Here is a 24,803-nt window from a genome sequence, read left to right on the forward strand (position 1 = left end):
GGTCCCGGCGGGCGCGTGCCACGGACGTTACCGGCCGGCGGGCTCAGGGGCGTGGACGCCGCGGCGAAGGACCCGGGTGTGTTCTCAGCCGTCGGGCACGAGCGGCTCCCCGCACTCCCGGCACCGGAGTGGTGCGGCAGGGCGCCGCGGGGTCGCCGACCAGCAGGCCGATCGCTCCGCATCGGAAGCCGGCGGCCTGTCACCGCACGGTTCGGCCACCGCGCGGTTCACGGCCCGCCCAGTCCGCCCAGCCCCGCCAGCTCGGCCAGCTCGGCCAGCTCGGCCAGCTCGGCCAGTCGGGTGTAGGACTCGCGCCGGTCGGCCGGGTCGTAGGTGTTGGTCACCACCATCACCTCGTCGGCGCCGGATTCGGCGACGAAGGCCTTGAGCTTCGCCGCGACCGTCGCGGGGCCGCCGACCACCTCCGCGCGCAGGTCGTTCAGGGGTGGCGCGCTCTGCGCGGCCCGTTCGACCGGCGTCGGCCGGTACCCGAGCGCCGCCTCGACGGGCAGCAGCGGTGAGGAGTTGCCCGCGGCGTGCCGGGCCAGCGCGAGCCGCCACGGGGTGGCCAGCGCCTCGGCGTGCGCGTCGTCGCGGCCCACCACCACCGTCAGGGTGAGGATCGCAACTGGAGCGCGTCGCCCACCGGGTGGTCGAGTGCCAGCTCAGCGACGAGGGGTGGGCGCTTCAGCGGCTGCGCTACGGAGAGGCGGCGCGCCTGCCCGACCTCTACGACCAGGTGGTGGCCCGGGGCTCCCAGCCGGTGCTGGACGTGCTGGCCGGTCGGCTCTCCAGCCTGGCCAACCGGGGGCACCTGGAGCTGAACGATCCGGTGGTGGCCGCCGCCCAGTTCATGGCGCTGGTCTCCGGCAACCTCCCCGGCCTGTCCGCCCTCGGCACCCGTCCCGTCAGCGACGAAGCCCTCCACACCGCCGTGCGCACCGGGGGGACACCTTCCTGCGCGCCTTCGGCACCCAGCGCCGCCCCCGCCCGCGCCGGACCTGACGACACGCCGGTCGCGCCCACGGCCACGCCACCGCACGGGCCGGCCGACTCGCGAGCCGCCCGCACCGAGCGTGTCCACGACCGGGACCCAGCCCCCTGCGCCATCGTGGACGCATGGACGAGCAGCGCTTCGACGTGTGGGCGGCCGGGGACGCCTACGAGCGGTACATGGGCCGGTGGAGCCGGCCGGTCGCGGATCGGTTCCTGACCTGGCTCGACGGCGATGGCGGCCCGCGATGGCTGGACGTGGGCTGCGGTACCGGAGCGTTGACCGCGACGCTGGCCGCCCGGTACCGGCCCCGTGTCGTACTCGGGTTGGACCGCTCCGCCGGTTTCGTGGCCTCGGCGCGGGCCGCCACCCCCGCCCCGGCCCGCTTCGCGGTGGCCGACGCCCAGGCGCTGCCGGTGCGGGACGGATGGTGCGACGGCGTCGTCAGCGGACTGGCACTCAACTTCCTCCCGGCGCCGGGAGCGGCGGTGGCGGAGGCGGCCCGGGTGGTCCGGCCCCGCGGGCTGGTCGCGGCGTACGTGTGGGACTACGCCGACGGCCTGGCGTTCCTGCATCGCTTCTGGGACGCGGCGGTCGCGGTCGATCCGGCAGCCGCCGCACTGCACGAGGGCCGCCGGTTCCCGCTGTGCCACCCGGATCCGCTGCACGACCTGTGGACCCGGGCCGGGCTGCACGAGGTGGCGGTCACGGCGATCGAAGTCCCCGTCGTCTTCGCCGACTTCGCCGACCTGTGGGAGCCGTTCCTGACCGGTCAGGGCCCCGCCCCCGGCTACGTCGCCGCGCTCACCCCCCTCGCCCGGGACGGCCTACGGGACGAGCTCGCCCGGAGTGTCCCCACCCGTCCGGACGGGTCGATCGCGTTCACCGCCCGCGCGTGGGCGGTCCGGGGACGACGTCCGGCCCGCGGCGGGAGCGGGTGACCGCTCGGCAGTGGCCATCGTGGTGGGCCGGCAGGGAAGCACCCCGGACGGACGGCGTGGCAGAGCGCGGGACGACACGAAGCAGGTACCAGGTACGCGGTCGGCCGCCCGTCGGACGTCAGCGCAGAGTGCCGGACCGCAGGGCGAAGGCGACGGCGTGGGCGCGGTTGCGCAGCCCCAGCCTGCTGGTCATGGCGCTGACGATGTTCTTGATGGTGCGCTCCGAATAGCTGAGCCTCCTCGCGATCTCCACCGTGCTGAAGCCGTCCGCCAGCAGGCGCAGGATCTCCACCTCCCGGCCCTCCAGCCCGGACGACGTGACACCCATGGGCCGCAGCACGTGCCGGTAGACGGATCCGACGTGGTCGAGCAGCCAGCCCTGGACCGGAGCCGGCAACGCCGCGCGCCCGGCGGCCACGGTCCGCACCGCCTCGACCACCGCCTCGTACCCGGCGTCCTGGCGCCACATCACACTGCGCAGACCGCAGTGCACGGCCCGCATCACCTGTGCCTCGTGCAGGCCGCCGGTGACCAGCACGATGCCCATGCCGGCGTTGGTCGATGCCGCGGCGGCGCCCTCCATCAGGAGCAGCGTCTCCTCGGTCACCTCCACCGTCAGCACCAACAGGACGTCCGCCAGGCGGTGTTCCTCCTCCGGCAGGACCTTCAGGCCACGCTGCGCGCGCAGGTAGCAGGCGGCCCCCTCACCGGTGATCCGGTCACTGGCGACGACGGCGATCGAGACCATTCCCCATGTTCCTTCCTGATCCCGACCCCCGAGGGGCCGGCGTGCGCCCCGATGCTCTCCCATCCGCCTTGGCATCCACTTGGCAAGCAGTGGGAACGCGTCCGGCACCCGGTCGCCGGTCCCGCTCCGCCGCCGTACGCACGTGTGCGGCCGCGTACGTCCGACGGTCCGACCCCGGAGGGCTCCACGGCCGCCACCGTGGCGACAAAGCGGCGGCCCGACCCGGCGATTCGCTCGTCCGTGCATTCGGTAGATTGCTCATCCATGCTGCGCTTGCACGTCCTCGGCCCCGTGGAGGCCCACTCCGACGGTGACCAGGTGGCCCTGGGCGGGCCACAACAACGGGCCGTACTGGCCATGTTGCTCATCGCCCGCGGCGGTGTGGTGCCGGCCGAGCGCATCGCCGACCACCTGTGGCGCCACACGGTCAAGGACCGGGCGCTGACCTCCCTCTACCCGCTGATCTCCAACCTGCGACGCGCCCTGGAGCCCGAGCGTCCGCCCAGGACGGCGTCCCGGGTACTGCCGAGCGTTCCCCCCGGCTACGCGCTGCGGGTGCCGGAGGAGGCGGTGGACGCGTGGCGGTTCGAGGCCGCCGTCCGCCGGGCACGCTCCGCGGAGCCCGAGGCCGCCTGGCAGGCGCTGAAGGAGGCCCTGACCTGGTGGCAGGGCTCGGCCTACTCCGAGTGGGCCGAGCAGCCGTGGGCCGTGGACGAGGTGGTCCGGCTGAACGAGCTGCACCTCATGGCCCGTGAACTGATCCTCCGGGTGGGCCTGAGCGCCGGACACGCCACCGAGGTCGTTCCCAGCGCCGAAGTGCTCGTGCGCGACGCACCGTTGAGGGAGGACGCCTGGCGGCTCCTCGCCCTGGCCCTGTGGGCCACCGGCCGCCAGGCCGACGCACTGGAGGCGCTGCGCCGGGCTCGTTCGGTGCTGATCAAGGCCGTCGGCCTCGCTCCCGGACAGCCTCTCCTGGAGCTGGAGGAGGCGATCCTGCGGGGCCGGCGCGAGACCCTCCACCAGGCGGTTCCGTCCCTCGGACACCAGCGCGGCGCCGTCCCGCTCGGGGACCGGACGGCGGACGGCGATCGAGGGCACTCCGCCCCGCGGTCGGCCGCCGGCACGGGCCCCGGAGCGGATCCCGTGCCCGTTCCGCCGACCGTCCCCGCCCTGCCGACCGTCCCCACCCCGTCGGCCGTCCCCGCGCCGCCCGGGATCCGCGCCCGGGGGGACGGCCTGTTGATCGGCCGCCGGGCTGAGCTGCGGATGCTGACGGAGGCGGCGCGCTCGGCCGCCCGCCACGGCGCCGTGGTGATGCTCGCCGGCGAGGCCGGTTCGGGGAAGTCGACTCTGCTGGAGCACTTCGGGCGCGCGCTGCGCACCGAGGGCTGGACCGTCATCACCGGCCAGTGCCCCGAGGGCGAGGGCGCTCCCCCGGCCTGGGCGTGGGTGCAGGCCCTGCGGGAGCTCGCCAGGATCTCACCCCCCACCGCCACCGGACCGCTGGCCGCCCTCCTGCACCCGGGCGACACCCGTACGCCGGTGCCGGCCGATCCGGCCGCCGGCCGCTTCAGGGTGCACACCGCCCTGCAGCACTGGCTCGCCAAGGCGGCGGCCGAGCAGCCCCTCGCCCTCTTCATGGACGATCTCCACCGGGCCGACGCCGAGACCCTGATGCTCCTGAACCGCGCGGCCTCGCTACGGGCGCCGGTGCTGGTGGTGGCGGCCTTCCGCCCCGACGAGTCCGGGCCACTTCTGGGCCCCCTGCAGGCCGAACTCGCCCGCCTCGCCGCCCACCGACTGAACCTGCGCGGACTCGACACGCCCGAGGTCGCCGAGGTGCTGCACACCCTGTGCGGGGTTCCCGTCGGCGCGGAGACGGTCGCCGCCCTCACCGAACGCACCGGCGGCAACCCGTTCTTCGTCACCGAGAGCGCCCGCCTACTGGCCGCCGAGGGCAGCCTCAAGGCGGTCACCGAGGTGCCCGAGGCCATCCGCGACGTGCTGCGCCTGCGGCTGACCGCGCTGTCGGCCGCTCAGCTCTCCGTGCTGCGCCTGGCGGCCGCCTGCGGCCGGGAGGCGGACGTCAACGTCCTGGTGGCGGCGGCCGACCTGACGCCGGCCCAGGTGTTCGACGCGCTGGAGGCCTGCGTCGGAGCCGGTCTGCTCACCGAGCCGACACCCGGACGTGTCCGGTTCACCCACGTCCTCCTGCGGGACGTCGCCTACGCCGACCTGAGCGGTATGCGACGCTGCGCGCTGCACGGCCGGCTCGCCGAGGTGATGGAGCGGCTCCACCCCAACGATCTCGACGCCCTGGCCCTGCACTTCCTTCGGTCCGCCGACCCGGCCAAGGCCGAGTCCGCCGTCGAGTACGCCGTCCGGGCGGCGGAGCGCGCCGAGCGCCGGTACGCCCACGACGTCGCCGTGGACCTCATCACCAACGCCGTCACCGTCGCCGACCGCATCCCCAGCACCGCGGAGGGTCGTGCCGAGCGGCTCGTCGACCTCTACGGCCGGTTGATGCGAGCGCAGGTCAGGACAGGTTCCGTGGGCGCCGCGCAGGACACCGGCGAGCGTGCGGTGCAGGAGGCGCGCGACGTCGGACGGGACGACCTGGTGGCGGCCGCCTTCGCCGCGTGGACCGAACCGACGCCGTGGCTGACCCGGCGGCACTGGGCGGTCGACGACCACGTCGTCGACACCCTGGAGCGCCTGCTCGCCCGATCGGACCTGCCACCGGCCGTGGTGGCGCGCCTGTTGCAACGACTCGTGGAGGAGCTGGCCGACTCGGGCTCCGAGCGGGTGGTCGAGGCGGCGGAGCGGCAACTGGCGATCGCCCGCCGCGCGGACGACCCGGCCCTGCTCGCCGCGGCCTTCACCACGATGACCAAGTTGATGCCGCACGAGCACCAGCTTCAACGCTGCTCGGCGGTGGTGTCCGAGCTCCGGGACCTCGTCCGCCGCCACGAGCTGCCGGCCCATCAGTGGGTCTGCGAGCACGTCGACTCGATGATCGCGGCGATCCGCAACGACGCCGAGGCCGTGGCCCGTCACGGTGAGCGGGGACTGGGCATCGCCCGCCGCTTCCACATCGTGGGGGCGGAGGCCGCGAGCATGTCCACGCTGGCGATGCTCGCCCACGCGCGTGGCGAGTTCGACGAGGCCGAGGCGTCCTACCTTCGGGTCCGTGAGCGCCTCAGCGGCCACAACCCCTGGCACGGCGCGGACATCTACACCCGCGGACTGATCACCATCAGGCTCAACCAGGGCCGGGTGCGGGAGATCGAGCCGCACACGCGCACGGTGTACGAGACCTGGGGGCCGCACGGCGGCGAGGCGCTCGCCCTGGTCCTGGCCCTGCAGGGCAAGACCGACGAGGCCCGGGCCGTCCGCTTCCACCGCGACCCGCCGCGCGACCACTTCTACGGTGTCCGGCTCGGTGCGCGGGCGAGGCTGGCCTGCCTCTTCGAGGACCGCCGGGCGGCCGCCCGCCTGATCCCCCTGCTCGAACCGATCAGGGACCAGCTCGGCTCGGCGGCGACCACCGCGTTCTGCACCCGCCCCCTGGCCCAGGCGCTCGGCGAGCTGCACGCGCTGCTCGGGGACACCACCGCCGCCCAGGAGGCCTTCGCCGGGGCGCAGCGGGTCGCCGCGCTCTGGGGTGCGGATCACCTCGCCGCGACCGCGCAGGCCTCCGTCGCGGGGCTGCCCGTGTGACGCCCGCCGCGGCCCGGCTCCGCTGGCCGGCCGTGCAGGCCCCTGTGAATGCTCCGGGCCGGTGCCGTCCGCCCGCGGGTGGACGGCACCGGCCCGGGGGGTGTCACCAGCGGTAGTAGCCCGGGGAGGAGGCGTTCCCGGTGGTGGAGACGCCGGTGCCCGCGCCGCGCTGGTAGGTGAAGCCGCCGATGCCCTGGCCGCTGCCGGCCACGTAGAGCTCGACGTACTCCGTCCCGTCGCCACCGAAGTAGAGCGTGCTGCAGGTGCCCGGCGCCACGACCTTGGTGCTCAGGTGCCGGTACGGGAAGACGGCGTACGAGCTGAAGTACCCGTCGGAGCAGAGCGTGAACTGGCCCGACGTCGCAGCGTTCGCCGGCCCGGCGGTGATCAGGCAGGTGGCGGCGACCGCTGCCGAGACGGCCGCCGTGCCCATCGTCCGGATCCAGGTGGTCTTCTTCATGGCTGCCTCGTGATGTTCGTAGGAGTGCCGGCCGTTCGGCGGCGGCGCCCAGCCAACCAAGCCGGCACCCGCCCGACCAAGCCCGTCGGCGGCCTCTGCCCGTACGTCTCCGAATTCCTGCCCCAAGGTCACGGGAATTCCCGCGAATAGGTTCTGTTCGGATACGTCTTTCTGATGGAGACGTGTCCGCCCATGACCCGACGGGAATCCCGTCCGCTCGGCTTGGAATCCGCTTGGAATCTCCTTGGAGCGACCCGGCATCCGCTCTCGCCGGCGCGCCGGACCGGCCACACTGGCCCCATGGAGGAGACGTTCACCTACGCGCAGCCCTTGACCGCGGTCGCAACGGTCACCGATCGATGGGGCGAGACCCAGGGGACCTTGGAGAACGACGGTCAACTGCTTCGGCTGGAGTTCAGGGGGAACCGGTACGAGGGGCGCAGCCCCGACGCCCTGGAGCTGGTGGGTGCGCCGGCGCGGACCGCGGAGCCGCCCGAGACGGACCGGTTCAACGAACTGCGCGCATACGTCCTCACCTGGCAGACTCCCGTCGACGTCAGGATCGGCGGGGAGGTCGAGAAGCTCCCGATGACGGTGCGGTTCACCAGCACGGGCGGGGACCACGGCGTTTCGCTGGGCCTCTCCCTGCCGGAGGGTGACGTGGGAACCGAGCGGGTGGGCGATCTCGAATCCGCACTACTGGATCTGCGGAAGGGCGCGCGCGAACACGGCGCGGCCGTACAGGCCTGCGCGACCTGTTCCCTTTCCGAGTACTCCCCGGCCGGCTTCGGTTTCATGGGGGATCTCGCCTGTTTCCGGAACACCAGGGAGGAAATCCGGGCCGCCCGCGGCAAGCAGGATGTTTTCGACCTCTGGGAGGCGCGGGCGGGCCTCGTCCAGGAGATCTTCAGCTGCTCGGACTTCGAATAGCGCCGCGGGCCCCGCTGCGACCGGCGGGCGCCGTCGGACGCCACCCGTCCGATCGGGTGGCGGCTCAGGACTGCGCCTGCACCGCGTGCTGTGCCTGGGAGTCGCCGCCGAAGAAGTCGATGAACCCGAACGGCGCGCGGTCGCCGAGGCAGATGTCCAGGATCTCGCGCGCGTCCGCGTAGAAGGCCTCACTGCGCGGGAAGAGGGCCTCCTCGTAGGCGGTCAGTGCCGCCTCGACGTCGTCGGGGTGGGCGGCGATCGCCTTGCCGAGTTCGGCGCCGTCGAACATCGCGAGGTTCGCGCCGTCGCCGGACGGCGGCATCAGGTGTGCGGCGTCGCCCAGGAGCGTCACTCCCGGCACGCGCTCCCAGCGGTGTCCGTCCGGGAGCGTGTGGATCATTCGGGCGACGGGGGCGGTCTCACCGTCGGTGATCAGCGCGGTGAGGTGCGGCGCCCACCCGTCGAACTCCGCCGCGACCCGGGCCCGTGCGGCGGCGGGGTCGGTGAAGTCGATGTCGGCGATCCACTCGGCGGAGCGGTTCAGCTCGACGTAGGTGTGCAGGATGCCTCCCGCCTCACGGTGCGCGACGATCCCCTTCCCCGGGGTCAGCGCGTACATCGCGCCGGCGCCGACCGCCTCGGCCGTGCCGGGGTGCCGGGTGTCGACGTCGTACAGGTAGGTCTCGACGAAGGTCGTGCCGACGTACCGGGGCTGCGCGTCGGAGAGCAGCGGCCGGATCCGTGACCAGGCGCCGTCGGCTCCGACGAGGAGGCCGCTGGTCACGGTCGAGCCGTCGGCGAAGGCCAGTTCGTGCCGGCCGTCGCCGACGGACCGGACACCGGTGACCTTGTGGCCCCACTGCACCGTCCCGTCGGGCAGCGATTCGAGCAGGATCCGGCGCAGGTCGCCGCGGAGGACCTCGGGACGCCCCGCCGCGCCGTCGTCGGGGGCGTCGAGCAGCACCGCGCCGTCGGGGTCGAGCACCCGCACCGCCTCGGCGCCCTCGTGGATGATCGCCCGGAACTCCTCGGTGAGGCCGGCGTCCGCGAGCGCGCGCTGCCCGTCGTCCTCGTGGATGTCGAGCTGGCCGCCCTGCGTGCGGGACTCGGCCGAGGGGTCGCTCTCGTAGACCGTGACGGGGATGCCGTGGACGTGCAGGACGCGCGCGAGGGTGAGGCCCCCGAGGCCCGCGCCGACGATCGTGACCGGGGTGTTCGGTGTCTTCGTCATGTTCTTCTCCCTTTCGAGCTTCCGGCTTCGAGCGGTCCGGATTCGAGTGGTCCGGCTTCGAGCTGTCGAGCGGACTGGAACGCCGTTCCATGACTCCAGTGTGGAACATCGTTCCAGACGTGTCAAAATGGAGCCCATGACGACCAGGAGTGAGCGGACCGAACGACGCGCGGACGCGCTCTCGAAGGAGCGCATCGTCGAGAGCGCGATCGAGATCCTCGACGCCGACGGCGAGAGCGCCCTCACCTTCCGCGCCCTCGCGGCGCGCCTGGCGACGGGGAGCGGGGCGATCTACTGGCACGTCGCCAACAAGAACGAGCTGCTCGCGGCCACCGCCGACCACGTCGTCGCCGGGGTCATGACCGAGGTGGTCAGTGCCGCGCCGCCGCGGGAGACGATCCGATCCATCGCCCTCGGAGTGTTCGACGCCATCGACGCGCACCCCTGGGTGGGCACCCAGCTCTCCCGCGAGCCGTGGCAGTCGGCGGTGCTGCAGATCTTCGAGGGCGTCGGCGGGCAGCTCCGGGCACTCGGCGTCCCCGAACGAGCGCAGTTCGACTGCGCCTCCGCGCTCGTCAACTACGTCCTCGGCCTGGCCGGGCAGTACGCCGCGGGCGCCCGCCTCGTGCCGCGCGGGACGGACCGGTCGGCCTTCCTCGCCGCCGTCGCCGACCGGTGGGTGCAGCTCGCCCCCGCCGAGTACCCCTTCCTCCACCAGGTGGCGGCGCAGCTGCCCGACCACGACGACCGCGAGCAGTTCCTGGCCGGCATCGACCTCATCCTGGTCGGCATCGAAGCCGCCCGCTGAGCACCCGAAGCCGCCGGAATCCCGAACCAGCGGCCCACCGCTCCCCGCCCGGCCGCTCCCGGCACCGGGCGAGCGCCCGAGCCGGACGGGAGCCCGACCGGGACGGTCCGCTCAGGCCGGGGTCAGCAGCCAGTCCGCGACCGCCGAGGCGATGGGCACCCCGGTCTCCGCCTCGAACCAGGAGAAACCCGGTGACGGATTCACCTCGAAGCAGGCCACCCGCCCGTCCGGCATCACCTTGAGGTCGATGCCGGCGAACGGCAGGCGCAGGTCGGCGGCGAGCGCGACGCAGCGCCCCGCGAGCTCCGCGTCAAGTGCGTGCGGGCGCAGCCGCGCGTCCGACCCGACCTGCGCCCTGGCGTAGCGGTAGTCGACGGCGGCGGTGTCGAGGATGACCGCGAGCACCCGGTCGCCCACGGTGTGGACCCGGACGTCGGGGCCGTCCAGGAGCTCCTGGAACTGGACCGGGCACCAGCGGAGCCGGGCCAACCGGTCGCGGTCGCGGACCGGGTCGAAGGCGGTGACGATGGACCGGATGCCGCTCGTCGACTTGTAGACGACCCTGCCGTGCCGCTCGACGAAGTCGAGGACCTCGTCGGGGTCGTCCGAGACCAGCGTGGCGGGGATGTAGAAGCCGTGACGGGCGATCAGCTGGGCCTGGTACGGCTTGGACATGTTGGAGGCCATGGCCGACAGCGGGTTCGCCAGCCGGCAGCCGCCGAGGGCGTCGGCGAGCTCGGTGAAGCTCAGCAGGGTGTCGTGCACCCGTTGCGCGCGCACGCGGTCGCCGGGTGCGAGGCCGGGTGCGAACGCGGGCTCCACCGGGCGGAGGTACATGCCGGTGACCGATCCCAGTTCGATCACCCGGTCCCCCAGGCGCAGGACGCCGTCGAGCAGCCGCTCGCCGTGGGCACCGGACAGGGCCAGGTCGATGGCCGCGCCGGCGGCGCGCGGATCGACCACGGCGGGCTCGGCGCCGCGCGCCGCCAGCGCGGCGGCGACCATCGCCATCGGAGGTTCGCTGGGCACGCCCCAGAGCAGGGTGGTCATCGCTGCCCCAGCGCGGTGAGCAGCGGCCGGTAGAGGTCGTCCCCGCCGGCCCGGAGGTCCGGCAGGGGCGACAGGCCGGCGTAGCGCCAGTGGTCGCCGTCGACGAGGAAGTCGACGCCGATCAGGGCGCGGTCCGCGCCGACCGCGGCGCACAGGGCCGGCACCGCCGCGGCGACCTTCGGGGGGACGTCCGGAGTGACGACGTGTCCGTCCAGGCAGACCGCCCGGACGGCGCGCGTCGGCCGGGGCAGCGCCCGCCCGGCCCCGGCCGGGACGGCGTCGACGGACGTCCACGGGTGGTCGGTGCCGAGCCGGACCGGTGCGCAGTCGAGCCCGGCCGCCCGTGCGGCGGCCCAGCACCGCAGCGGGTCGGGGACGGGCCCGGCCAGGCACTGCGGGGTGGGTCGGTTGCGGACCGGGCAGCGCAGGCCGGCGAGCCAGCTGAGCGAGAAGGCGTGCAGCTCGGCCGTGGCGTACTCGCGCTCCTGCGCCGGCGCGTGCCGCCAGGCGTCGGCCGGCGGCGCGACCGTCCGGTTGAGCACGCCGGTGACGTCCGCGGTGTCGACGACCGCACCGTCCGTCAGTTCGATGACGGTGTGCGGGTCGCCGCTCCGGTGGCCGCCGAGCCGGTGGGAGCGGCGGCGCGCGAAGGACAGCAGCTCGGTGGGGAGCAGCGTGCAGCGCAGGCCGTCGGCCGCGACGCGCCGGGCGAACCACAGCGCGCCGGGATCGTTCAACCCGCAGAGGATCAGCAGCACCGCGCCTTCTCCCGTCTCGCCGGCCCGCCGGTCACATCTGGGGCGTGTCGAACGCGGCCTTGGCCGCCGCGGCGTCCGCCGCCTGCTTCTCCAGCGCCGCGCGCAGCTCCTCGGTCCCCGGGTCGGGCGCCTGCGGTTCGTTGGAGAACGCCGCACCGCGCAGGTCGGGGCGCTGCCCCGGTTCGATGAAGGTGCTCAGCCGGGCCAGTTGGGCCTCGATCGCACTCAGCCGCTGCTCGAACGCGGACGGGGCGCCGACCGGCGGCGGCCCGCCCGGCAGGCCCGGCGGGAGCTCCGGCGGCTTGTGGACGTCGATGACGTCCTTGAGCTGCTTGTGCTCCAGGACCTCCTTCTCCTTGATGAGCTCCTTCTGCAGTTCCTTCTCCTTGACGAGGTCCTTGTGCAGTTCCTTGTCCTTGCTGAGGTCCTTGTGCAGCTCCTTGTCCTTGGTGAAGTCCTTCTGACCGTCCTTCAGGTCCTTGACGATGCTCTTCCGGCCGACGCACAGCGAGATGTCGAGCTCCGACTCGACGGCGGCGATCGGGTTGCCCACGGTGTTCGACCCCGAGCCGCCGAACAACAGGGCGATCACGAAGCCGCCGTCGTCGACGATGACCGAGCCGGAGTCGCCGTGGTCGGAGAAGACCGCGTTGCGGGGGGTGTCGGCGGCGATGCTCACCTGGTTGGTCAGGACGTGCACGCCGAGCCCGTCGCCGTAGTCCAGCCGGACGGAGGCGGAGATGCCGTCCACCGTGCCGTAGGTCAGGCCCGTCGTCCGGCCGCGCTTGCGGACCGCCGTTCCGAGGGCCGCGGTCTTGGTGCCCCGCACGTCGCCGATGTCGACGATCTGGCACGAGGTGGCGCGGCCGGGGTCGATGGAGATGACGGCGCCGTCCACGGCGTCCGACAGGGTGGCACGCAGGATCGCGCCGAACTCGTCGGTGGGGACCACTCCCGTGTCGATGCGGCTGGGCTGGACCATCCGGTCGCCCGTCTGCCAGGTCGAGTCCACGGCGGCGACGTGGAAGTTGGTCAGCGCCACATGGGCCTGGGTGGTGTTGTCGATGACGACGGCGCCCAGTGTCCCGGCGTAGACGAAGCCGCCGACCGCTCGGCTCGGGCCCATGCTGACGCCGCCCTGGAGGGTGGTGTAGTGCGTCGTGTCGGACTGCAGGGACACCCCGAGCGGGCGGGCGGCGACGTGCAGCTCGTAGGTCCGTTCCAGCACGTCGGTGACCACGCCGTCGATGTCGGGCGGGACTCGCTGATCGAGTGGGACGTCGTCGGTCTTCCTCGCCACGTACACGCGGACGGCGATCTCGCCGGTCCGCTCGCCGCCGACGACCTTGTAGCCGACGTCGATCCCGGTCACGCCGGGCTGGTCGAGAAAGCGCTGCTCGACCCGCTCCTTGATGGCCACCAGCTCTTCTACGGAAGGCATCCTCGGTTCTCCTCTCGGGGACAACGAGGATCACCTTGGACCGCGCACGAAGGATCCGCGCAACGACATGAGCCAGCGGGTTGACATCTATACAAACTGTGCACAATAGGGGCATGGACACCAGCCACGAGCAGGCCGTGCGGGTACAGAAGAGGAACGAGCCGCACATCATGGCGCTGCCCGGCGTCACCGGGATCGGCGTCAAGCTCCGCGACGGCCGGCTCGTCCTGGAGGTCACCGTCGCCCCGGACGCCGAGACCCCGGCCGAACTGCGGGCCGCCGAGATCGACGGCCTGCCCCTCGTGGTGGAGAAGCGGCGGTACGAGCCTCAGTAGCCGGCGGCCCGCCCGTACCGGGTGGAGCACCCGCCGCCGTCGAGGCCCGGCCCTGATCGGCCGGCCCGGATTTCAGCCGTGGACCGCGCAGCCCGCCGGCCGATGCGGCCGCGAGGAGGCCCGTACCGGCTCCAGGGCCGCCTCCCAGCCGTCACCACGACGACGCAGCACGACCAGCCGGTTCGTACCGGCGGCCCGGTCGCGGCGGTAGCCGGCCAGGGCGCTCGCCTCCGGGCCGGCCAGCTCGGCCGTCACCTCCTCGACCAGGCAGACCGGGCAGCCGCCGGTCACCATCACCGCGTCCCGCCGGACGGCGTCCGGCCACACGCCGTCCATCATCACGGCGCCGCCCGGGGCGACGGCCAGCGTCAACTGCTGCCGCCCGTCGGCACGGCGACAGTCCGCCAGCAACTGCTCCTTCACCTCGGCCGGATCGGTCCGGGGCATCCGCGCGCTCAGGCGTGCGGCGACGACGAAGTCCAGCACCGTCACGCCCAACAGGCCGACCGCCGGCCCGAGCAGCCAACCCGGCCCCGGGCCCAGCCCCCGCCACAGGCCGAGCCCGCCGAACACCAGCGCCAGCAGCAACGGCCCCGGCGTCGGCCCCCGCCGCACCAGCGCCCGCAGCAGCAGCGCGACCGACCCGACGGCCACCACGACGTCCAGGATGCCCATCACTCCCCCTCGCCCCGGGCGCCCGACGGGCCGCCGTCGCACACGTTTGTCGCACGTATGGTGCCAGCCGGACCGCCGGGAGGACAGCCGTCGCGCACGACCGCGGGGATCCGACCGGACGGCCCGGGCCGGGCCCGACCACCGAGGTGCCGCCGACGGGCGGAGCCGCCCGGGGCATTCAGGCGGCCATCCGCCCGACGCGCTTGTAGCTGCGCATCAGCAGGGCCGTCTCGACCGCGCTGCCGGCGTCCCGGAAGGCGCGGGTGGTGAAGGCGTCCAGTTCCTCCAGGGTGCGGTGGCTGGAGTAGCCGAGGAGGCTGTGGGTGCCGGTGGTGAGGACGAGGTGGCGGACGGCGGGCTCGCGGCCGAGCGCCCGCAGGACGGCGGAGCGCTCCTCCGGCGCGGCGGCCAGCCGGAACCGGGCCTCGACCGGGAAGCCGAGCAGTTCGGGTTCGGCCTCCAGCCGCAGGTGCAGGATGTGCGAGCCCATCAGTCGGGCCATCCGGCGGCGGGCGGTGCTCTCCCCCACCCGCAGCTCGCGGGCCAGGCGGGTCATCGACATCCTCGCGTCGGCCTGCAGCAGGGCCACCAACTGCTCGTCCAGTTCGTCGACGGCGATCGGCTCGGGCAGCGGCCGGCCCTCGCTGACGGCGCGGCGCAGCTCGGTCGGTTCGTCGTCGAACGGCGCCCAGTCGTTGGCGGTGAGCAGCAGTCGCAGGACGACCTGGGAGTGCACGCCGGTGACGCCGTCCATCCGGGCGATCGAGCCGTCGACGACGTTCAACAGGTGGCGCTGGTCGGGCACGGCCATCTCCACGAAGACCTCCGGGGTGCCGGTGGCGACCTCGACGGAGTGCGTGTCGGAGCGGCGGGCGAGGGCCAGCGCGGTGTCGTGGAGCCGGCCGGGGGCGCAGCGGACGGCGAGCTCGGCGATCAGTGAGCCGCCGAGGAAGTCGTGGATGAGCACGGCGGTGAAGCGGATCCGCCCGGTGGCGGTCAGTCGGTCCAGCCGGCGGGCGACGGTGCGTTCGTGGATGCCGAGAGCGGTGGCGACGTCGGCGAGCGGTGCGCGGGGGCGGCGGCGCAGCAGTCGCAGGACGGCGAGGTCGATGGTGTCGAGGACGGGGGTGGGGGAGGCGACGGAGGCGGAGGCCGGGCGTGGGGGTTCGGCGGGGGGACGGCTCATGGGGGCCTCGGTGGGTGGTTCGGAGCTGGTTCGGAGCTGGCGAGGGGCCTGCGAGGGGCTGGTTGGGGAGTTGATCGGGGGGCGGTCGGGCGGGCCGAGGGGCGGGCCGAGGGCGTACCGGCGGGGCGTCGGGGGCTGCATCGGGGTGTCCGACACCGGTTCCGGCGAGGTCCCGCACGCCGGTTTTCCGCCGCCACAACGGCCCCAGTGCTGCTTTCGCCCGATCTGGAAGGAAGATATTGCCCTGAAATTCGCTCGGGGTCCACATTTGCAGCCTGTTTCCGCCACTCCCCCGCGGCGGCCCCGGCCGCCCATCGAGAACAGGTACCGCCCCGTATGAGTGAGACCACCGTGCCGGCCGTCGTGGCCGGGAAGAGCGCGAGACCACTGTCGACCGCAGCCGTCCTGGCCGCTGTGGCCGTCGTGGAGCTGACCAGCGGCATCACCCAGGGATTCCTGTCGCCGCTGCTGAAGGCCCTGACGTCCGTCCTGCACGTGAGCGCCGCGCAGCTCAACTGGCTCAGCATCGCGAACCTGCTCGCCAGCGTGGCGTTCACGCCGGTGCTCTCGCGGCTGGGCGACCTGTACGGCCACCGCCGGGTGCTGCGGTGGAATCTGGCGATCGTGCTGGCCGGTTCGCTGCTGGTCGGCGCCGGCCGGTCGATCGGGATCCTGCTGGTCGGGCAGGTGCTGCAGGGTGCGTTCGCGGGCTTCTTCCCGCTGCTGATGGGGATCCTGCGCGGCCGCGGCACGGCGGCGGAGGGCCGCCGGGGCGTCAGCCTGATGGTCACGGCACTGGTCGCCGGACTGGCGGTGGGCCTGCTGTCCAGCGGCCTGATCGCCCGGTTCGTCGACAGCCCGACGGCGGCGCTCTGGCTGCCCGCGGTCGCGGTGTCGGCGGCGATGCTGGTGACCTGGCCGCTGCTGCCGGAGAGCGGACACCGGCCGGGCGGCCGGGTGGACTGGGCCGGCGGGGTGCTGCTGAGCGCGGGCATGGTGGCGGTGATGCTCGGACTCGGGCAGGGCGGTGCGCCGGGGTGGGAGTGGACGTCGGCGCGGACGCTCGCCTGCCTGCTCGGCGGTGTCGCGCTGCTCGCCCTCTGGGTGGCGGTGGAGCGGCGCACGGCGGAGCCGATGATCGACGTGCGGATGTTCGCCCGGCGCGGCGTGGCGGTGGTCTCGGTGGTGACCCTGGCCTTCACGTTCTGCATGATCGGGCTCCCGGTCGCCAACGCCGTGTTCCTCGGGACGAGTGCGGCGGAGTCCGGGTACGGCATGGGCCTGGACCCGCTGGGCATCGCCGTCGCCTCGGTCCCCGGGATGCTGGCGCTCGCGGCGGGCGCGCTGGCGGGCCCGGCCGTCGCCCGGGCGCTCTCCGACCGCGGCACGCTGGTGATCGGTTCGCTGCTGATGGCCGCCGGGTACGGATCCCTGGCCGCCTGGCACGGCTCACTCCCGGTGTTCCTGCTGCTCGGCGTGGTCTCCGGGGTGGGGACGGGCTTCCTCCAGCACTCCACCCGCACCCTCGCGGTGGAGGCGGTGCCGCACGACCGGACGTCGGTCGGCTCCGGGATCAACGAACTGCTGATCAACGTGGGCGGTTCGATCGGCGCCGCCGTGGTGCTGTCGGTCTTCGCCGCGCACACCGCCGCCGGCCAGGTGCTGCCGGGCGTCGGGGCCTACACCACGGCCTGGACCCTGGCCGCGGGCGTCGCCGCCCTCGGCGCCGCACTGGCGCTGCTCTACCGCGCGCCGGACACCCGGTGACCGGCGCCCTCTCCCCCACTCCCCCGACCGCTGCCGCTCCCCCGACCCCTGCCCGGAGGCCCCCCGTGTCCCTGTCCACCGAAGCCGAGTCGCTGCGCGAGCGCGCCAGGGCCCGACTCACCGCCCGTCAGGACGACGTGCTCGCGCTGAGCCACAGCCTGCACGCCGAGCCCGAAGTCGCCTACGAGGAGTACCGGTCCGCGGCGAAGATCGCCGACCTGATGGAGTCCTCCGGTTTCGCCGTGCGGCGCGGCGTGTGCGAGCTGCCGACCGCGTTCACCGCGACCGCCGGCAGCGGCGACCTGGTGATCGGCATCTGCGCGGAGTACGACGCCCTGCCGGGGATCGGCCACGCCTGCGGGCACAACGTGAACGGCGCCGCCTCGGTGGCGGCCGCGCTGGCCCTGGCCGAGGTCGCCGACGAGCTCGGCGTCACCGTCAAACTGCTCGGCACCCCGGCGGAGGAGTACGGCGGCGGCAAGGTCGACCTGCTCCGCGGCGGCGCGTTCGACGACGTCGCGGCCGCGATGATGGTCCACGCCGCACCCGAGGACGGCGTCGGCATGACCTCGCTGGCGATCAGCAGCTGGCAGGTGTCGTACACCGGCCGGGCGGCGCACGCGGCCGCGATGCCGCACCGGGGTGTGAACGCGGCCGACGCCATGACCCTCGCCCAGGTGGCGATCGGCCTCCAGCGACAGCAGATGCTGCCCGGCGGTGTGGTGCACGGCGTCGTCCACACCGCCGGCGACGCGCCGAACGTCATCCCCGCGCGCGCCACCGCCTCGTACGACTGCCGCGCGGAGAGCGCCGAGGACCTGCGCGAGCTCCAGCGGGCGATCCGCGCCTGCTTCGAGGCCGGGGCCCTGGCCACCGGCGCCGAACTCGACCTGCGGACCGTCGGCAACGACTACGCCGACCTGCGCCAGGACGTGGAGATCAGCCGGCTCTACACCGAGGCGGCCGGCCTGCTCGGCCGGACCGTCGCACCGGCCACCACCGGGATGCGCGGCGGCTCGACCGACATGGGCAACGTCTCCCACCTCGTCCCCACCATCCACCCGGCGATCGGCTACGGCACCGGCGACACGATCATGCACCACCCGGACTTCACCCGGTACGGCACCGGTGCCGGCGCCGACCGGGCCGTCCTCGACGGCGGCCTCGCGATGGCGTGGACCGCCATCGCCCTCGCCGCGGACGAGACCCACCGGGCTTCGCTGCTGGAGCGGCTGGCCCGCCGCCCCCGGCAGGCCGCGCTGGTCTGACCGGCGCACTCCGCGGGCCGTCGACCCCGGAGGAGGTCGCTGCGCCCCCTGCCCTTCCCGGCGAATTCCAGGGGCGCAGCGGCCTCCCGGCCCGGGCCGGACCCGGCCGCCGACAGGCCGGGGGCACCCGCGCTCAGACGCCGGCCGTGACGCGGACGACGACCGACTCGCCCACCCGGTTGTGGCGTTCCTCCCAGGTCTCCAGCGCGCTCCGGCAGGCATGGTCGAGGTGCCGCAGACCGCTCAGGTCCAGGTGGACGATCCGCCCGGTCGGCAGTTGCTCCAGCGTGTCCAGCAGCCGGGGCAGGCGCAGGAAGGTGGCGTTGCCGGCGAGCGTCACCCGGACCGGACCGTCGCCGCGCCGGTCGACGTCCACGTGCAGCTGCGAGGTGTCCCAGGCGCTCTTCAGCACGGAGAGCAGCAGGCCGAGCAGCACCCCCTCGAAGAGGTTGGTCACGACGACCGCGAGCGCCGTGGCCACCAGGATCACCGCCTCCCCGCGGTGGGCCCGCCACAGCGGGACGAGCGCCCTGGCCGGCACCAGTTTGGCCCCGGCGTGCACCAGGACGCCGGCCAGCGCGGCGAGCGGAATGACCGAGAGGGCGGCGGGGAACAGTGCGGCGAACAGCAGCAGCCAGACGCCGTGCAGGACGCGGGAGGCCTTCGTCCGCGCCCCGGCCTGGACGTTGGCGGCGCTGCGCACGATGACGGCGGTCATCGGGAGGGCGCCGAGCGCACCGCAGACGGTGTTGCCGACACCCTGGGCGATCAGCTCCCGGTTGTACTGGGTGCGCGCGCCGTCGTGCAGGCGGTCCACCGCCGCGGCGCTGAACAGGCTCTCGGCGGAGGCGATCAGGGCGAACGCGAGCACCGTGCCGAGGACGGCGACGTCGCCGAGCGCCGCCAGGTCCGAGCCGCCTGGGACGTCGATCACCCCGGCCAGGCCGGCGACCTCGACCTTGCCGACGGAGAGGTCGAACAGGGCGGTGGCGGCGGTGGCCGCGGCGACGGCGACCAGCGGCGCCGGCACGATCCTGACCCGGGCGGGGAGTCTGGGCCAGAGCACCAGGACGGCCACCGTGCCGAGGCCGACCGCGGCGGCGGTGAGCGCCCCCGGCGAGGCCGCGGTGTCGGCGAGGAGAGCGGGTAAGCCGGCGAGCTTGCCGAGTCCGCCGGCCGGCGCCTTGGCGTCGGCCAGGGCGTAGAGCTGACCGGAGATCAGCACCAGGCCGATCCCCGCCAGCATGCCCTGGACCACCGAGACCGAGATGGCGCGGAACAGCCGCCCCAGGCGCAGGGCGCCCATCGCGAGCTGGAGCAGCCCGGCGGCGGCGGTGATCACGCCGAGGGTGGCGAGCCCGTGCTCCTGGACGGCGGCGAACACCAGGACGGTGAGCCCGGCGGCGGGCCCGGACACCTGGAGGCTGCTGCCCGGCAGCAGACCGGTGAGCAGCCCGCCGACGATGCCGGTGATCAGGCCGAGTTCGGCCGGCACGCCGGAGGCGACGGCCACGCCGACGCAGAGCGGCAGCGCGACCAGGAAGACGACGAGGGAGGCCGGCAGGTCGGCTCGCAGGTCGGCCAGCCGGAGCTGGCCGGGCGAGCGGTCGGCGGCGGGCCGAAGGGCGGGACGACGGGTCATCATGTCCTCGGATCGATGGAGGGGACGCAGGGCAGGCGCCCGGTCACAGCGGAAGGAAGAGTCCGGAGTCGGCCCGGTGCGCGAGCACCAGCCCGGTGTGGACCTCGTAGAACCAGCCGTGCAGCCGTACCCGGCCGTCGAGCAGCCTCCGGGCGATGCCCGGGTAGCCGCGCAGCTGCTCCAGCTGGGCGAGGACGTGCCGCTGCACCGGCCCGGCCACGGTCGGGTCGAAGACGTCCGTCCCGTCGGCCCGCAGAACGCTCGGGTCCGCGTTGCGCAGCCAGGAGCGGACGGCGGGTGTCACGCTGAGGTCGTCGCCGCGCACCACCGCGCCGACCGCCCCGCAGTGCGAGTGGCCGCACACCACGACGTCGCGCACTCCGAGGACTTCCACGGCGTACTCGATGGTGGCGGTCTCACCGGCGGCGGCGTCCGCGCGGTACGGCGGGACGATGTTGCCCGCGGTCCGGAGTTCGAAGAGGTCGCCCGGGTCGGCTCCGGTGATCAGGGTGGGCACCACCCGGGAGTCCGAGCAGGTGATGAAGAGCGCTTGCGGCGACTGGCCGGTGGCGAGTCCGTCGAGATCGCGGCCGGCGCGCTGCGGGAAGGCGCGGGCGCGGTCGATCAGCGGTTCCATGAGGGGGTGCCTCCTTCTGCCCCCTCGCCGTGGACGGCGGGGGCGGGCGGTCGGATCGGGCTGGGTACCCGTCAGCACAGGCCTTGGGCCCCCGAGGACCGCAACCGCCACCGGGCACGGCTGACCCGCGCGCCGCTGACCGTCGGTAACCCCCTGGTGACCTGATGCTGCGTCAAGCGCCAGTAAAGCACGGGTATGCGGATGGCAAAACCCGTGCCCGCGAGGAACCCGTGCTGGTCCGGTTAACATCTTGTTACCGTGCCGTGCTGTCATTCCGACGGAAGCAGCTGTTCCGGTTCGACGCGCGCACGGCCCCGGCCGGGAGGCGCCCGCGTGGTCGGGAGCGCGCGGAGTTCGAGGTCGTGCACCCGACCCGCCTGCTACGCGACGGCGCTCCGCGCGGCGTCAACCGCCCTGCCCGGAGCCACGGGTGGCACGGCGAAGACCCGGGGCAACCCGGATGCCGTTGTCACCCCGTGCGACGTGGAGAGGGCGTCGCTCTCCCGACCGGGACCGGAGCTGATCGTCCCGCGGCTGATCGGGATGCTCCAACGCCTGCTGCCGTCAACCGAGTACAGGGCTACCAGCTCATTCGATCCCGCTACAGTGGACTTCGGTCAGCGAGCGGCCGACGAGGAGCCCCCGAGAGTCTTGCCCTCCGCACCGGTCCGGGCGACACCCTCGACCGCCAGACAGATACCGAAGACACGGTCATGACCGGTCCAGCCGTTGACGCGGCCGCGGTTGTTGCTGATCTGCACCCGTCCACGGGCCTGGTCCACCGCTGACACCAGGTGCAGGTACACCGTCCCGGTGACCCGCGCGAGAACGATGTCGCCGACTTCCACCTTCGACGGGTCGACCGGAGCGACGACCACCTGCTGCCGGCTACGTATCAAGGGAACCATCGACGCCCCACTCGGCCGGAACACCACGGTCGCCCCACCCGAGACTCTGCCTGCAACCGCATCCAACATGCCCATCCGCTGATGGTGCCCGATCAGGGCTCGCCGCAAGGCAGAGTTTTCTCGGCGGCCGGCGACAGCTCGGCATGGCCCCAGCCCCCGGGGGGAACACCGAGGGAAGCAGTCCGCCCGCCGCCGAGCAGCGCGTTCGCGCAGGTCAGCCACCAGCCCCGACCGGCTTCCCACCTCCGACCGAAGATCCGCACCCACCAGCACGGCGCCCTCCCTGCCGGCCCCGGCGTCCGCCGCCTGCCTGCCCCGTCCTCACCGGGCAATCACCTCGGCACGGACCTGGGGCAACGCCCACGGCTCCAGTACGCCACCGACCAGGTCGGCCAGGAACTGAACCGCCCCTCCCGTGTAGTGCCACCAGGCGGAACTCCGCGAGGCGACGGTCACGGTCCACTCCTGCGGGCCGGCCGGGCCGGTGCTCCAGAGGAAGAGGTCCCCCTGCGTCGAACCGGCCCAGGGAAGCAGGCCGCCCGGGGTCGGATACGGATGGAGCGGAACGGCCAGGTCGGCCTCCTCGCACCACTCCGCGACGATCTCCAGGCTCTCCCGCGCGCCGTGCACCCAACGGACCTCGAAGCCGGGTACCGGACCGCCGACACCCAGGAAGTCGCCGATCACGAGGGACGGATAGCTCTCACAGAAGAGCTTGTAGTCGGCCGGCAGGACCGCCCCCAACTCGGCCTCCAGTACAGACCAGTTGATGGCCCTGCGGCACGGGAGCCGCAGGGCCGCCAGGCCCGGCAACGCAAGCTCCAACGCTGCGATCGCCTCGTCGGGATCGGTCAAACGGCGGGCCGGTGCCTGAGTTCCCACGAGATCGTCCATGCGGTCAGCGTGCCAGAGCGGCACCTCGCCACTGCCACGGGCCCCGGCCCTTCGAATCTGCCGACTCGGCCGGGAACCGCGAGCCGCACATCGCCGGCGCCGCCCGCGTCGGCCCGGAACCACCGGTCGACGGCCGCGGCCTGGCCGACCTGCTCCCGGACGGCGTGGCCGGGTTCCACGACGGCGCACAGGTGCCGATCACCGTAGGCCTGGAACTCGTCCGGAACATGCTCCGCGGCAACGGCGTCTTCGTACGCGTCGAAGACCGGGAGGACGGCTTGCAGGGGCTGGTGCACACCGGTGACCTCGACGAGTCGCCCGGATGCGTCGAGGTCGGCGACATGCTCACCGTGAAGATCACCGATGTCGATCTCGCACGGCGTCGCATTGCCTTGTCGCAGGCGCGGGAAGAAGCGTAGGAAGAGGCGTAGGAACAGGCGGAGGAACGGACAGCAGGCCTGTACGGATCCGCTGGAGGGTGGCGTACCCGTGCAGGGGGTGGGCGGGATCGGTCGGCGCCACCTCCGGCAGCGGGGCGGCCTGCCGACCGGGGCGACATGCCACCCCGAGCCGACCGGCGGTCAGCCGCGCACGTGCAGCCCGAAACCCGTACGGCCCGCGGTCTCCAGTCCCTCCTTCAGGTGCAGCGAGGGGATCTCGTAGTCGCCGAAGTTCTGCCGCCGGAACGCGATCGGCTCGGTCGACTCCAGGGTGAGCAGGCGCTCCACCCAGGCCTTGGCGACGTCCGGGTAGTCCTCGTCGGTCATCCGGTCGCTGCCGTACAGCACGAACGGCGGCAGCGCCTCGATGCCCGGGTAGTAGAGGATGCCGTGGTGGATCGGGAACAGCAGGTCGTCGATGGGGCCGTTGATCCCGCGGGCGGCGTAGTGCGACTCCGGGCCGCCGGCGGTCACCGACAGCAGGGCCCTCCTGCCCGCGAGGGTGCCCTCGCCGAAGCGCTCACCGTACTTGGTGGCACTGTGCTCGCCGACGCCGTACGCGAAGTGGTAGGTGAACACCCGGTCCACCCAGCCCTTGAGGATCGCGGGCATGGAGTACCACCACAACGGGAACTGGAGGATGACCGTGTCGGCCCAGAGCAGCTTCTCCTGCTCGGCGAGGACGTCCGGGGTGAGCGTACCGGCGTCGAAGGCCCGGCCGGAGTCCAGGGCGACCTTCAGCGGACTCGACGCGTCGGGGCCGAAGTCCGCGGCGTCCACGACGGCCTTCCAGTCCATCGCGTACAGGTCGCTCACCCGCACCTCGTGCCCGGCGCCCTCCAACGTGGAGATCGCGAGGTCCTTCAGCGAGGCGTTGAGCGACTTCGGCTCCGGGTGGGCGTAGACGATGAGCGTCTTCATGGGAACTCCGTAAGGTGTTAAGCGGCCGATGCCCCCGAATCGGGCGGGGCCCTCGGATCGGGGCGTGCCTTCGAGTCTGGGCGCCGCCGCACCCGTCGTTCAGGGGCGCCCGTTCCGTCGGACGGGACTTCCTGGTATCCGCAGGGCCACCCTCACGGGCAGCGCCGTGGCCGATACTGGAGCCATGGACGATCTCGCGGGCTTCCTGCGGACCCGGCGCTCCCGGGTCGACCCGGCCGCCGTCGGCATCCCCACCGACAGCCGGCGACGGGTCGAGGGGCTGCGCCGCGAGGAGGTCGCGCACCTGTCCGGAGTCAGCGTCGACTACTACGTTCGGCTGGAGCAGGGCCGCGCGACCCAGCCGTCCGAGCAGGTCCTCGACGCGCTCGCCCGCGTCCTCGGCCTCGACGAGACCGAGCGCGGGCACCTCCACCGGCTCGCGCGGCAGCGCCGTCGCCGCGCGAAGGCACCGGGCGGGCGGGTACGGCCGGAACTGCTGCGCGTGCTCGGCCTGGTGCCGCACGCACCGGCGCTGATCATGGATCACCACCTGGACGTGCTCGCCGGGAACCGCCTCGCCGAGCTCCTCTACGGCCGGCCGATACCGGGCCTGAACACGGCCCGTCACATCTTCCTGGAGGAGGCCGAGCGCGGCCTCTACGCGGGCTGGGAGAACTGCACCCTCGACGTGGTCGGGCACCTGCGCCTCGCCGCCGGCAAGTACCCCGAGGACCCTCGTCTGACCTCGCTCATCGGCGAGTTGGCGATGGGCAGCGAGCGCTTCCGCCGGCTCTGGGCCCGTGCGGACGTGCGCGCCCGCACCCACGGGCCCAAGGTGTACCGGCATCCGCTGGTCGGACTGCTGGAGCTGCACCACGAGAACTTCGCGCTGCCGGACGACTCGGGCATGGAGCTGCTGGTGCTCTCCGCGGCCCCCGGCAGCCCCTCCGAGGACGGCCTGCGCCTGCTCGCGGGCCTGAGCGCGGACGGCGGTGACGCGCGCCCCGCCGTGAACGCCCAGGCCCGGACATGACTCCCCGCCCCCGGGG

Annotated in this window: 24 protein-coding genes; 10 read left to right on the forward strand and 14 right to left on the reverse strand. The window is 73.6% G+C overall.

What is annotated here, in order from left to right; translation table 11 throughout:
• Window positions 1–227: 227 nt before the first annotated feature.
• Entirely contained in the window at window positions 228–605 is a 378-nt protein-coding gene (locus tag ACFTWP_RS08575; protein ID WP_380263497.1) for a hypothetical protein, read from the reverse strand.
• A gap of 23 nt (window positions 606–628) precedes the next feature.
• On the opposite strand from ACFTWP_RS08575, the gene ACFTWP_RS08580 reads away from it, so the two are divergent.
• The gene (locus ACFTWP_RS08580; RefSeq protein WP_380263563.1) at window positions 629–1,213 is read left to right on the forward strand and encodes a TetR/AcrR family transcriptional regulator C-terminal domain-containing protein; all 585 of its coding nucleotides are present in this window, start codon (window positions 629–631) and stop codon (window positions 1,211–1,213) included.
• Window positions 1,120–1,935 (forward strand): class I SAM-dependent methyltransferase, encoded by an 816-nt coding sequence (locus ACFTWP_RS08585; RefSeq protein ID WP_380263498.1) that lies wholly within the window; start codon window positions 1,120–1,122, stop codon window positions 1,933–1,935. Before ACFTWP_RS08580 ends, ACFTWP_RS08585 begins: the two co-directional genes overlap by 94 nt.
• Window positions 1,936–2,053: 118 nt before the next feature.
• On the opposite strand, the gene ACFTWP_RS08590 is transcribed toward ACFTWP_RS08585, so the two are convergent.
• Window positions 2,054–2,683, reverse strand: a complete 630-nt coding sequence (locus ACFTWP_RS08590) for a response regulator transcription factor (RefSeq protein ID WP_380263499.1) — start codon at window positions 2,681–2,683, stop codon at window positions 2,054–2,056.
• Between the two features lie 264 nt (window positions 2,684–2,947).
• On the opposite strand from ACFTWP_RS08590, the gene ACFTWP_RS08595 reads away from it, so the two are divergent.
• Window positions 2,948–6,403: a BTAD domain-containing putative transcriptional regulator gene (locus ACFTWP_RS08595; protein ID WP_380263500.1), complete on the forward strand. Its 3,456-nt coding sequence runs from the start codon at window positions 2,948–2,950 to the stop codon at window positions 6,401–6,403.
• Between the two features lie 103 nt (window positions 6,404–6,506).
• On the opposite strand, the gene ACFTWP_RS08600 is transcribed toward ACFTWP_RS08595, so the two are convergent.
• Window positions 6,507–6,863, reverse strand: coding sequence for a hypothetical protein (locus tag ACFTWP_RS08600; RefSeq protein WP_380263501.1), 357 nt, complete (start codon window positions 6,861–6,863; stop codon window positions 6,507–6,509).
• A gap of 300 nt (window positions 6,864–7,163) precedes the next feature.
• Between ACFTWP_RS08600 and ACFTWP_RS08605 the strand changes: the two genes are divergently transcribed.
• Window positions 7,164–7,793, forward strand: coding sequence for a DUF6304 family protein (locus ACFTWP_RS08605; protein ID WP_380263502.1), 630 nt, complete (start codon window positions 7,164–7,166; stop codon window positions 7,791–7,793).
• A 64-nt stretch (window positions 7,794–7,857) separates the two neighbouring features.
• On the opposite strand, the gene ACFTWP_RS08610 is transcribed toward ACFTWP_RS08605, so the two are convergent.
• Window positions 7,858–9,024 (reverse strand): FAD-dependent oxidoreductase, encoded by a 1,167-nt coding sequence (locus ACFTWP_RS08610; protein WP_380263503.1) that lies wholly within the window; start codon window positions 9,022–9,024, stop codon window positions 7,858–7,860.
• A gap of 136 nt (window positions 9,025–9,160) precedes the next feature.
• Here ACFTWP_RS08610 and ACFTWP_RS08615 point away from each other — a divergent pair, with 136 nt between their 5' ends.
• Window positions 9,161–9,832 carry a TetR/AcrR family transcriptional regulator gene (locus ACFTWP_RS08615; protein WP_380263504.1) on the forward strand — a complete coding sequence of 224 codons (672 nt, stop codon included), beginning with the start codon at window positions 9,161–9,163 and terminating at the stop codon, window positions 9,830–9,832.
• Window positions 9,833–9,943: 111 nt separating this feature from the next.
• Here the strand turns inward: ACFTWP_RS08615 and ACFTWP_RS08620 are convergent, their stop codons facing one another.
• Genes ACFTWP_RS08620 through ACFTWP_RS08630 form a run of 3 tightly spaced genes read right to left on the reverse strand, consistent with a single transcriptional unit; the run spans window position 9,944 to window position 13,081 of the window.
• Window positions 9,944–10,882 carry a RimK family alpha-L-glutamate ligase gene (locus ACFTWP_RS08620; protein ID WP_380263505.1) on the reverse strand — a complete coding sequence of 313 codons (939 nt, stop codon included), beginning with the start codon at window positions 10,880–10,882 and terminating at the stop codon, window positions 9,944–9,946.
• Window positions 10,879–11,619 (reverse strand): hypothetical protein, encoded by a 741-nt coding sequence (locus tag ACFTWP_RS08625; protein ID WP_380263506.1) that lies wholly within the window; start codon window positions 11,617–11,619, stop codon window positions 10,879–10,881. Before ACFTWP_RS08625 ends, ACFTWP_RS08620 begins: the two co-directional genes overlap by 4 nt.
• Before the next feature lie 52 nt (window positions 11,620–11,671).
• On the reverse strand, window positions 11,672–13,081 hold the full coding sequence (locus ACFTWP_RS08630) for a hypothetical protein (protein ID WP_380263507.1): 1,410 nt from the start codon (window positions 13,079–13,081) through the stop codon (window positions 11,672–11,674).
• 113 nt (window positions 13,082–13,194) lie between these two features.
• Here ACFTWP_RS08630 and ACFTWP_RS08635 point away from each other — a divergent pair, with 113 nt between their 5' ends.
• The gene (locus tag ACFTWP_RS08635) at window positions 13,195–13,416 is read left to right on the forward strand and encodes a hypothetical protein (protein WP_380263508.1); all 222 of its coding nucleotides are present in this window, start codon (window positions 13,195–13,197) and stop codon (window positions 13,414–13,416) included.
• A gap of 72 nt (window positions 13,417–13,488) precedes the next feature.
• On the opposite strand, the gene ACFTWP_RS08640 is transcribed toward ACFTWP_RS08635, so the two are convergent.
• Both ACFTWP_RS08640 and ACFTWP_RS08645 read right to left on the reverse strand, forming a co-directional pair.
• The gene (locus ACFTWP_RS08640) at window positions 13,489–14,091 is read right to left on the reverse strand and encodes a hypothetical protein (RefSeq protein WP_380263509.1); all 603 of its coding nucleotides are present in this window, start codon (window positions 14,089–14,091) and stop codon (window positions 13,489–13,491) included.
• 178 nt (window positions 14,092–14,269) lie between these two features.
• Complete coding sequence (locus ACFTWP_RS08645; protein WP_380263510.1) at window positions 14,270–15,277, reverse strand: Lrp/AsnC family transcriptional regulator; 1,008 nt, start codon at window positions 15,275–15,277, stop codon at window positions 14,270–14,272.
• A 336-nt stretch (window positions 15,278–15,613) separates the two neighbouring features.
• On the opposite strand from ACFTWP_RS08645, the gene ACFTWP_RS08650 reads away from it, so the two are divergent.
• On the forward strand, window positions 15,614–17,044 hold the full coding sequence (locus ACFTWP_RS08650) for an MFS transporter (protein WP_380263511.1): 1,431 nt from the start codon (window positions 15,614–15,616) through the stop codon (window positions 17,042–17,044).
• A 65-nt stretch (window positions 17,045–17,109) separates the two neighbouring features.
• Window positions 17,110–18,312 (forward strand): amidohydrolase, encoded by a 1,203-nt coding sequence (locus tag ACFTWP_RS08655; protein ID WP_380263512.1) that lies wholly within the window; start codon window positions 17,110–17,112, stop codon window positions 18,310–18,312.
• 133 nt (window positions 18,313–18,445) lie between these two features.
• On the opposite strand, the gene ACFTWP_RS08660 is transcribed toward ACFTWP_RS08655, so the two are convergent.
• The 4 genes from ACFTWP_RS08660 to ACFTWP_RS08675 form a co-directional block, all read right to left on the reverse strand.
• On the reverse strand, window positions 18,446–19,954 hold the full coding sequence (locus tag ACFTWP_RS08660) for a SulP family inorganic anion transporter (protein WP_380263513.1): 1,509 nt from the start codon (window positions 19,952–19,954) through the stop codon (window positions 18,446–18,448).
• Window positions 19,955–19,997: 43 nt separating this feature from the next.
• Window positions 19,998–20,591, reverse strand: coding sequence for a carbonic anhydrase (locus tag ACFTWP_RS08665; protein ID WP_380263514.1), 594 nt, complete (start codon window positions 20,589–20,591; stop codon window positions 19,998–20,000).
• A 617-nt stretch (window positions 20,592–21,208) separates the two neighbouring features.
• Complete coding sequence (locus ACFTWP_RS08670) at window positions 21,209–21,574, reverse strand: S24 family peptidase (RefSeq protein WP_380263515.1); 366 nt, start codon at window positions 21,572–21,574, stop codon at window positions 21,209–21,211.
• A 246-nt stretch (window positions 21,575–21,820) separates the two neighbouring features.
• The gene (locus ACFTWP_RS08675; protein ID WP_380263516.1) at window positions 21,821–22,393 is read right to left on the reverse strand and encodes an SMI1/KNR4 family protein; all 573 of its coding nucleotides are present in this window, start codon (window positions 22,391–22,393) and stop codon (window positions 21,821–21,823) included.
• 191 nt (window positions 22,394–22,584) lie between these two features.
• Here ACFTWP_RS08675 and ACFTWP_RS08680 point away from each other — a divergent pair, with 191 nt between their 5' ends.
• Window positions 22,585–22,812 (forward strand): S1 RNA-binding domain-containing protein, encoded by a 228-nt coding sequence (locus ACFTWP_RS08680; protein ID WP_380263517.1) that lies wholly within the window; start codon window positions 22,585–22,587, stop codon window positions 22,810–22,812.
• Window positions 22,813–22,974: 162 nt separating this feature from the next.
• Here the strand turns inward: ACFTWP_RS08680 and ACFTWP_RS08685 are convergent, their stop codons facing one another.
• Complete coding sequence (locus ACFTWP_RS08685; protein ID WP_380263518.1) at window positions 22,975–23,754, reverse strand: NAD(P)H-dependent oxidoreductase; 780 nt, start codon at window positions 23,752–23,754, stop codon at window positions 22,975–22,977.
• Between the two features lie 184 nt (window positions 23,755–23,938).
• Here ACFTWP_RS08685 and ACFTWP_RS08690 point away from each other — a divergent pair, with 184 nt between their 5' ends.
• Window positions 23,939–24,787 (forward strand): helix-turn-helix transcriptional regulator, encoded by an 849-nt coding sequence (locus ACFTWP_RS08690; RefSeq protein WP_380263519.1) that lies wholly within the window; start codon window positions 23,939–23,941, stop codon window positions 24,785–24,787.
• Window positions 24,788–24,803 lie beyond the last annotated feature (16 nt).

This window comes from Kitasatospora sp. NPDC057015 (genome assembly GCF_042673745.1).
Classification (GTDB): domain Bacteria; phylum Actinomycetota; class Actinomycetes; order Streptomycetales; family Streptomycetaceae; genus Kitasatospora.

What these genes read in the sequence shown, in the direction of transcription:
- ACFTWP_RS08690 (WP_380263519.1), top strand. Translation starts at nt 23,939, where the DNA reads ATGGACGATCTCGCGGGCTTCCTGCGGACCCGGCGCTCCCGGGTCGAC.
- ACFTWP_RS08610 (WP_380263503.1), bottom strand. Translation starts at nt 9,024, where the DNA reads ATGACGAAGACACCGAACACCCCGGTCACGATCGTCGGCGCGGGCCTC.
- ACFTWP_RS08620 (WP_380263505.1), bottom strand. Translation starts at nt 10,882, where the DNA reads ATGACCACCCTGCTCTGGGGCGTGCCCAGCGAACCTCCGATGGCGATG.
- ACFTWP_RS08630 (WP_380263507.1), bottom strand. Translation starts at nt 13,081, where the DNA reads ATGCCTTCCGTAGAAGAGCTGGTGGCCATCAAGGAGCGGGTCGAGCAG.
- ACFTWP_RS08685 (WP_380263518.1), bottom strand. Translation starts at nt 23,754, where the DNA reads ATGAAGACGCTCATCGTCTACGCCCACCCGGAGCCGAAGTCGCTCAAC.
- ACFTWP_RS08585 (WP_380263498.1), top strand. Translation starts at nt 1,120, where the DNA reads ATGGACGAGCAGCGCTTCGACGTGTGGGCGGCCGGGGACGCCTACGAG.
- ACFTWP_RS08590 (WP_380263499.1), bottom strand. Translation starts at nt 2,683, where the DNA reads ATGGTCTCGATCGCCGTCGTCGCCAGTGACCGGATCACCGGTGAGGGG.
- ACFTWP_RS08645 (WP_380263510.1), bottom strand. Translation starts at nt 15,277, where the DNA reads ATGAGCCGTCCCCCCGCCGAACCCCCACGCCCGGCCTCCGCCTCCGTC.
- ACFTWP_RS08670 (WP_380263515.1), bottom strand. Translation starts at nt 21,574, where the DNA reads ATGGGCATGTTGGATGCGGTTGCAGGCAGAGTCTCGGGTGGGGCGACC.
- ACFTWP_RS08650 (WP_380263511.1), top strand. Translation starts at nt 15,614, where the DNA reads ATGAGTGAGACCACCGTGCCGGCCGTCGTGGCCGGGAAGAGCGCGAGA.
- ACFTWP_RS08615 (WP_380263504.1), top strand. Translation starts at nt 9,161, where the DNA reads ATGACGACCAGGAGTGAGCGGACCGAACGACGCGCGGACGCGCTCTCG.
- ACFTWP_RS08665 (WP_380263514.1), bottom strand. Translation starts at nt 20,591, where the DNA reads ATGGAACCGCTGATCGACCGCGCCCGCGCCTTCCCGCAGCGCGCCGGC.
- ACFTWP_RS08675 (WP_380263516.1), bottom strand. Translation starts at nt 22,393, where the DNA reads ATGGACGATCTCGTGGGAACTCAGGCACCGGCCCGCCGTTTGACCGAT.
- ACFTWP_RS08635 (WP_380263508.1), top strand. Translation starts at nt 13,195, where the DNA reads ATGGACACCAGCCACGAGCAGGCCGTGCGGGTACAGAAGAGGAACGAG.
- ACFTWP_RS08595 (WP_380263500.1), top strand. Translation starts at nt 2,948, where the DNA reads ATGCTGCGCTTGCACGTCCTCGGCCCCGTGGAGGCCCACTCCGACGGT.
- ACFTWP_RS08600 (WP_380263501.1), bottom strand. Translation starts at nt 6,863, where the DNA reads ATGAAGAAGACCACCTGGATCCGGACGATGGGCACGGCGGCCGTCTCG.
- ACFTWP_RS08660 (WP_380263513.1), bottom strand. Translation starts at nt 19,954, where the DNA reads ATGACCCGTCGTCCCGCCCTTCGGCCCGCCGCCGACCGCTCGCCCGGC.
- ACFTWP_RS08605 (WP_380263502.1), top strand. Translation starts at nt 7,164, where the DNA reads ATGGAGGAGACGTTCACCTACGCGCAGCCCTTGACCGCGGTCGCAACG.
- ACFTWP_RS08640 (WP_380263509.1), bottom strand. Translation starts at nt 14,091, where the DNA reads ATGGGCATCCTGGACGTCGTGGTGGCCGTCGGGTCGGTCGCGCTGCTG.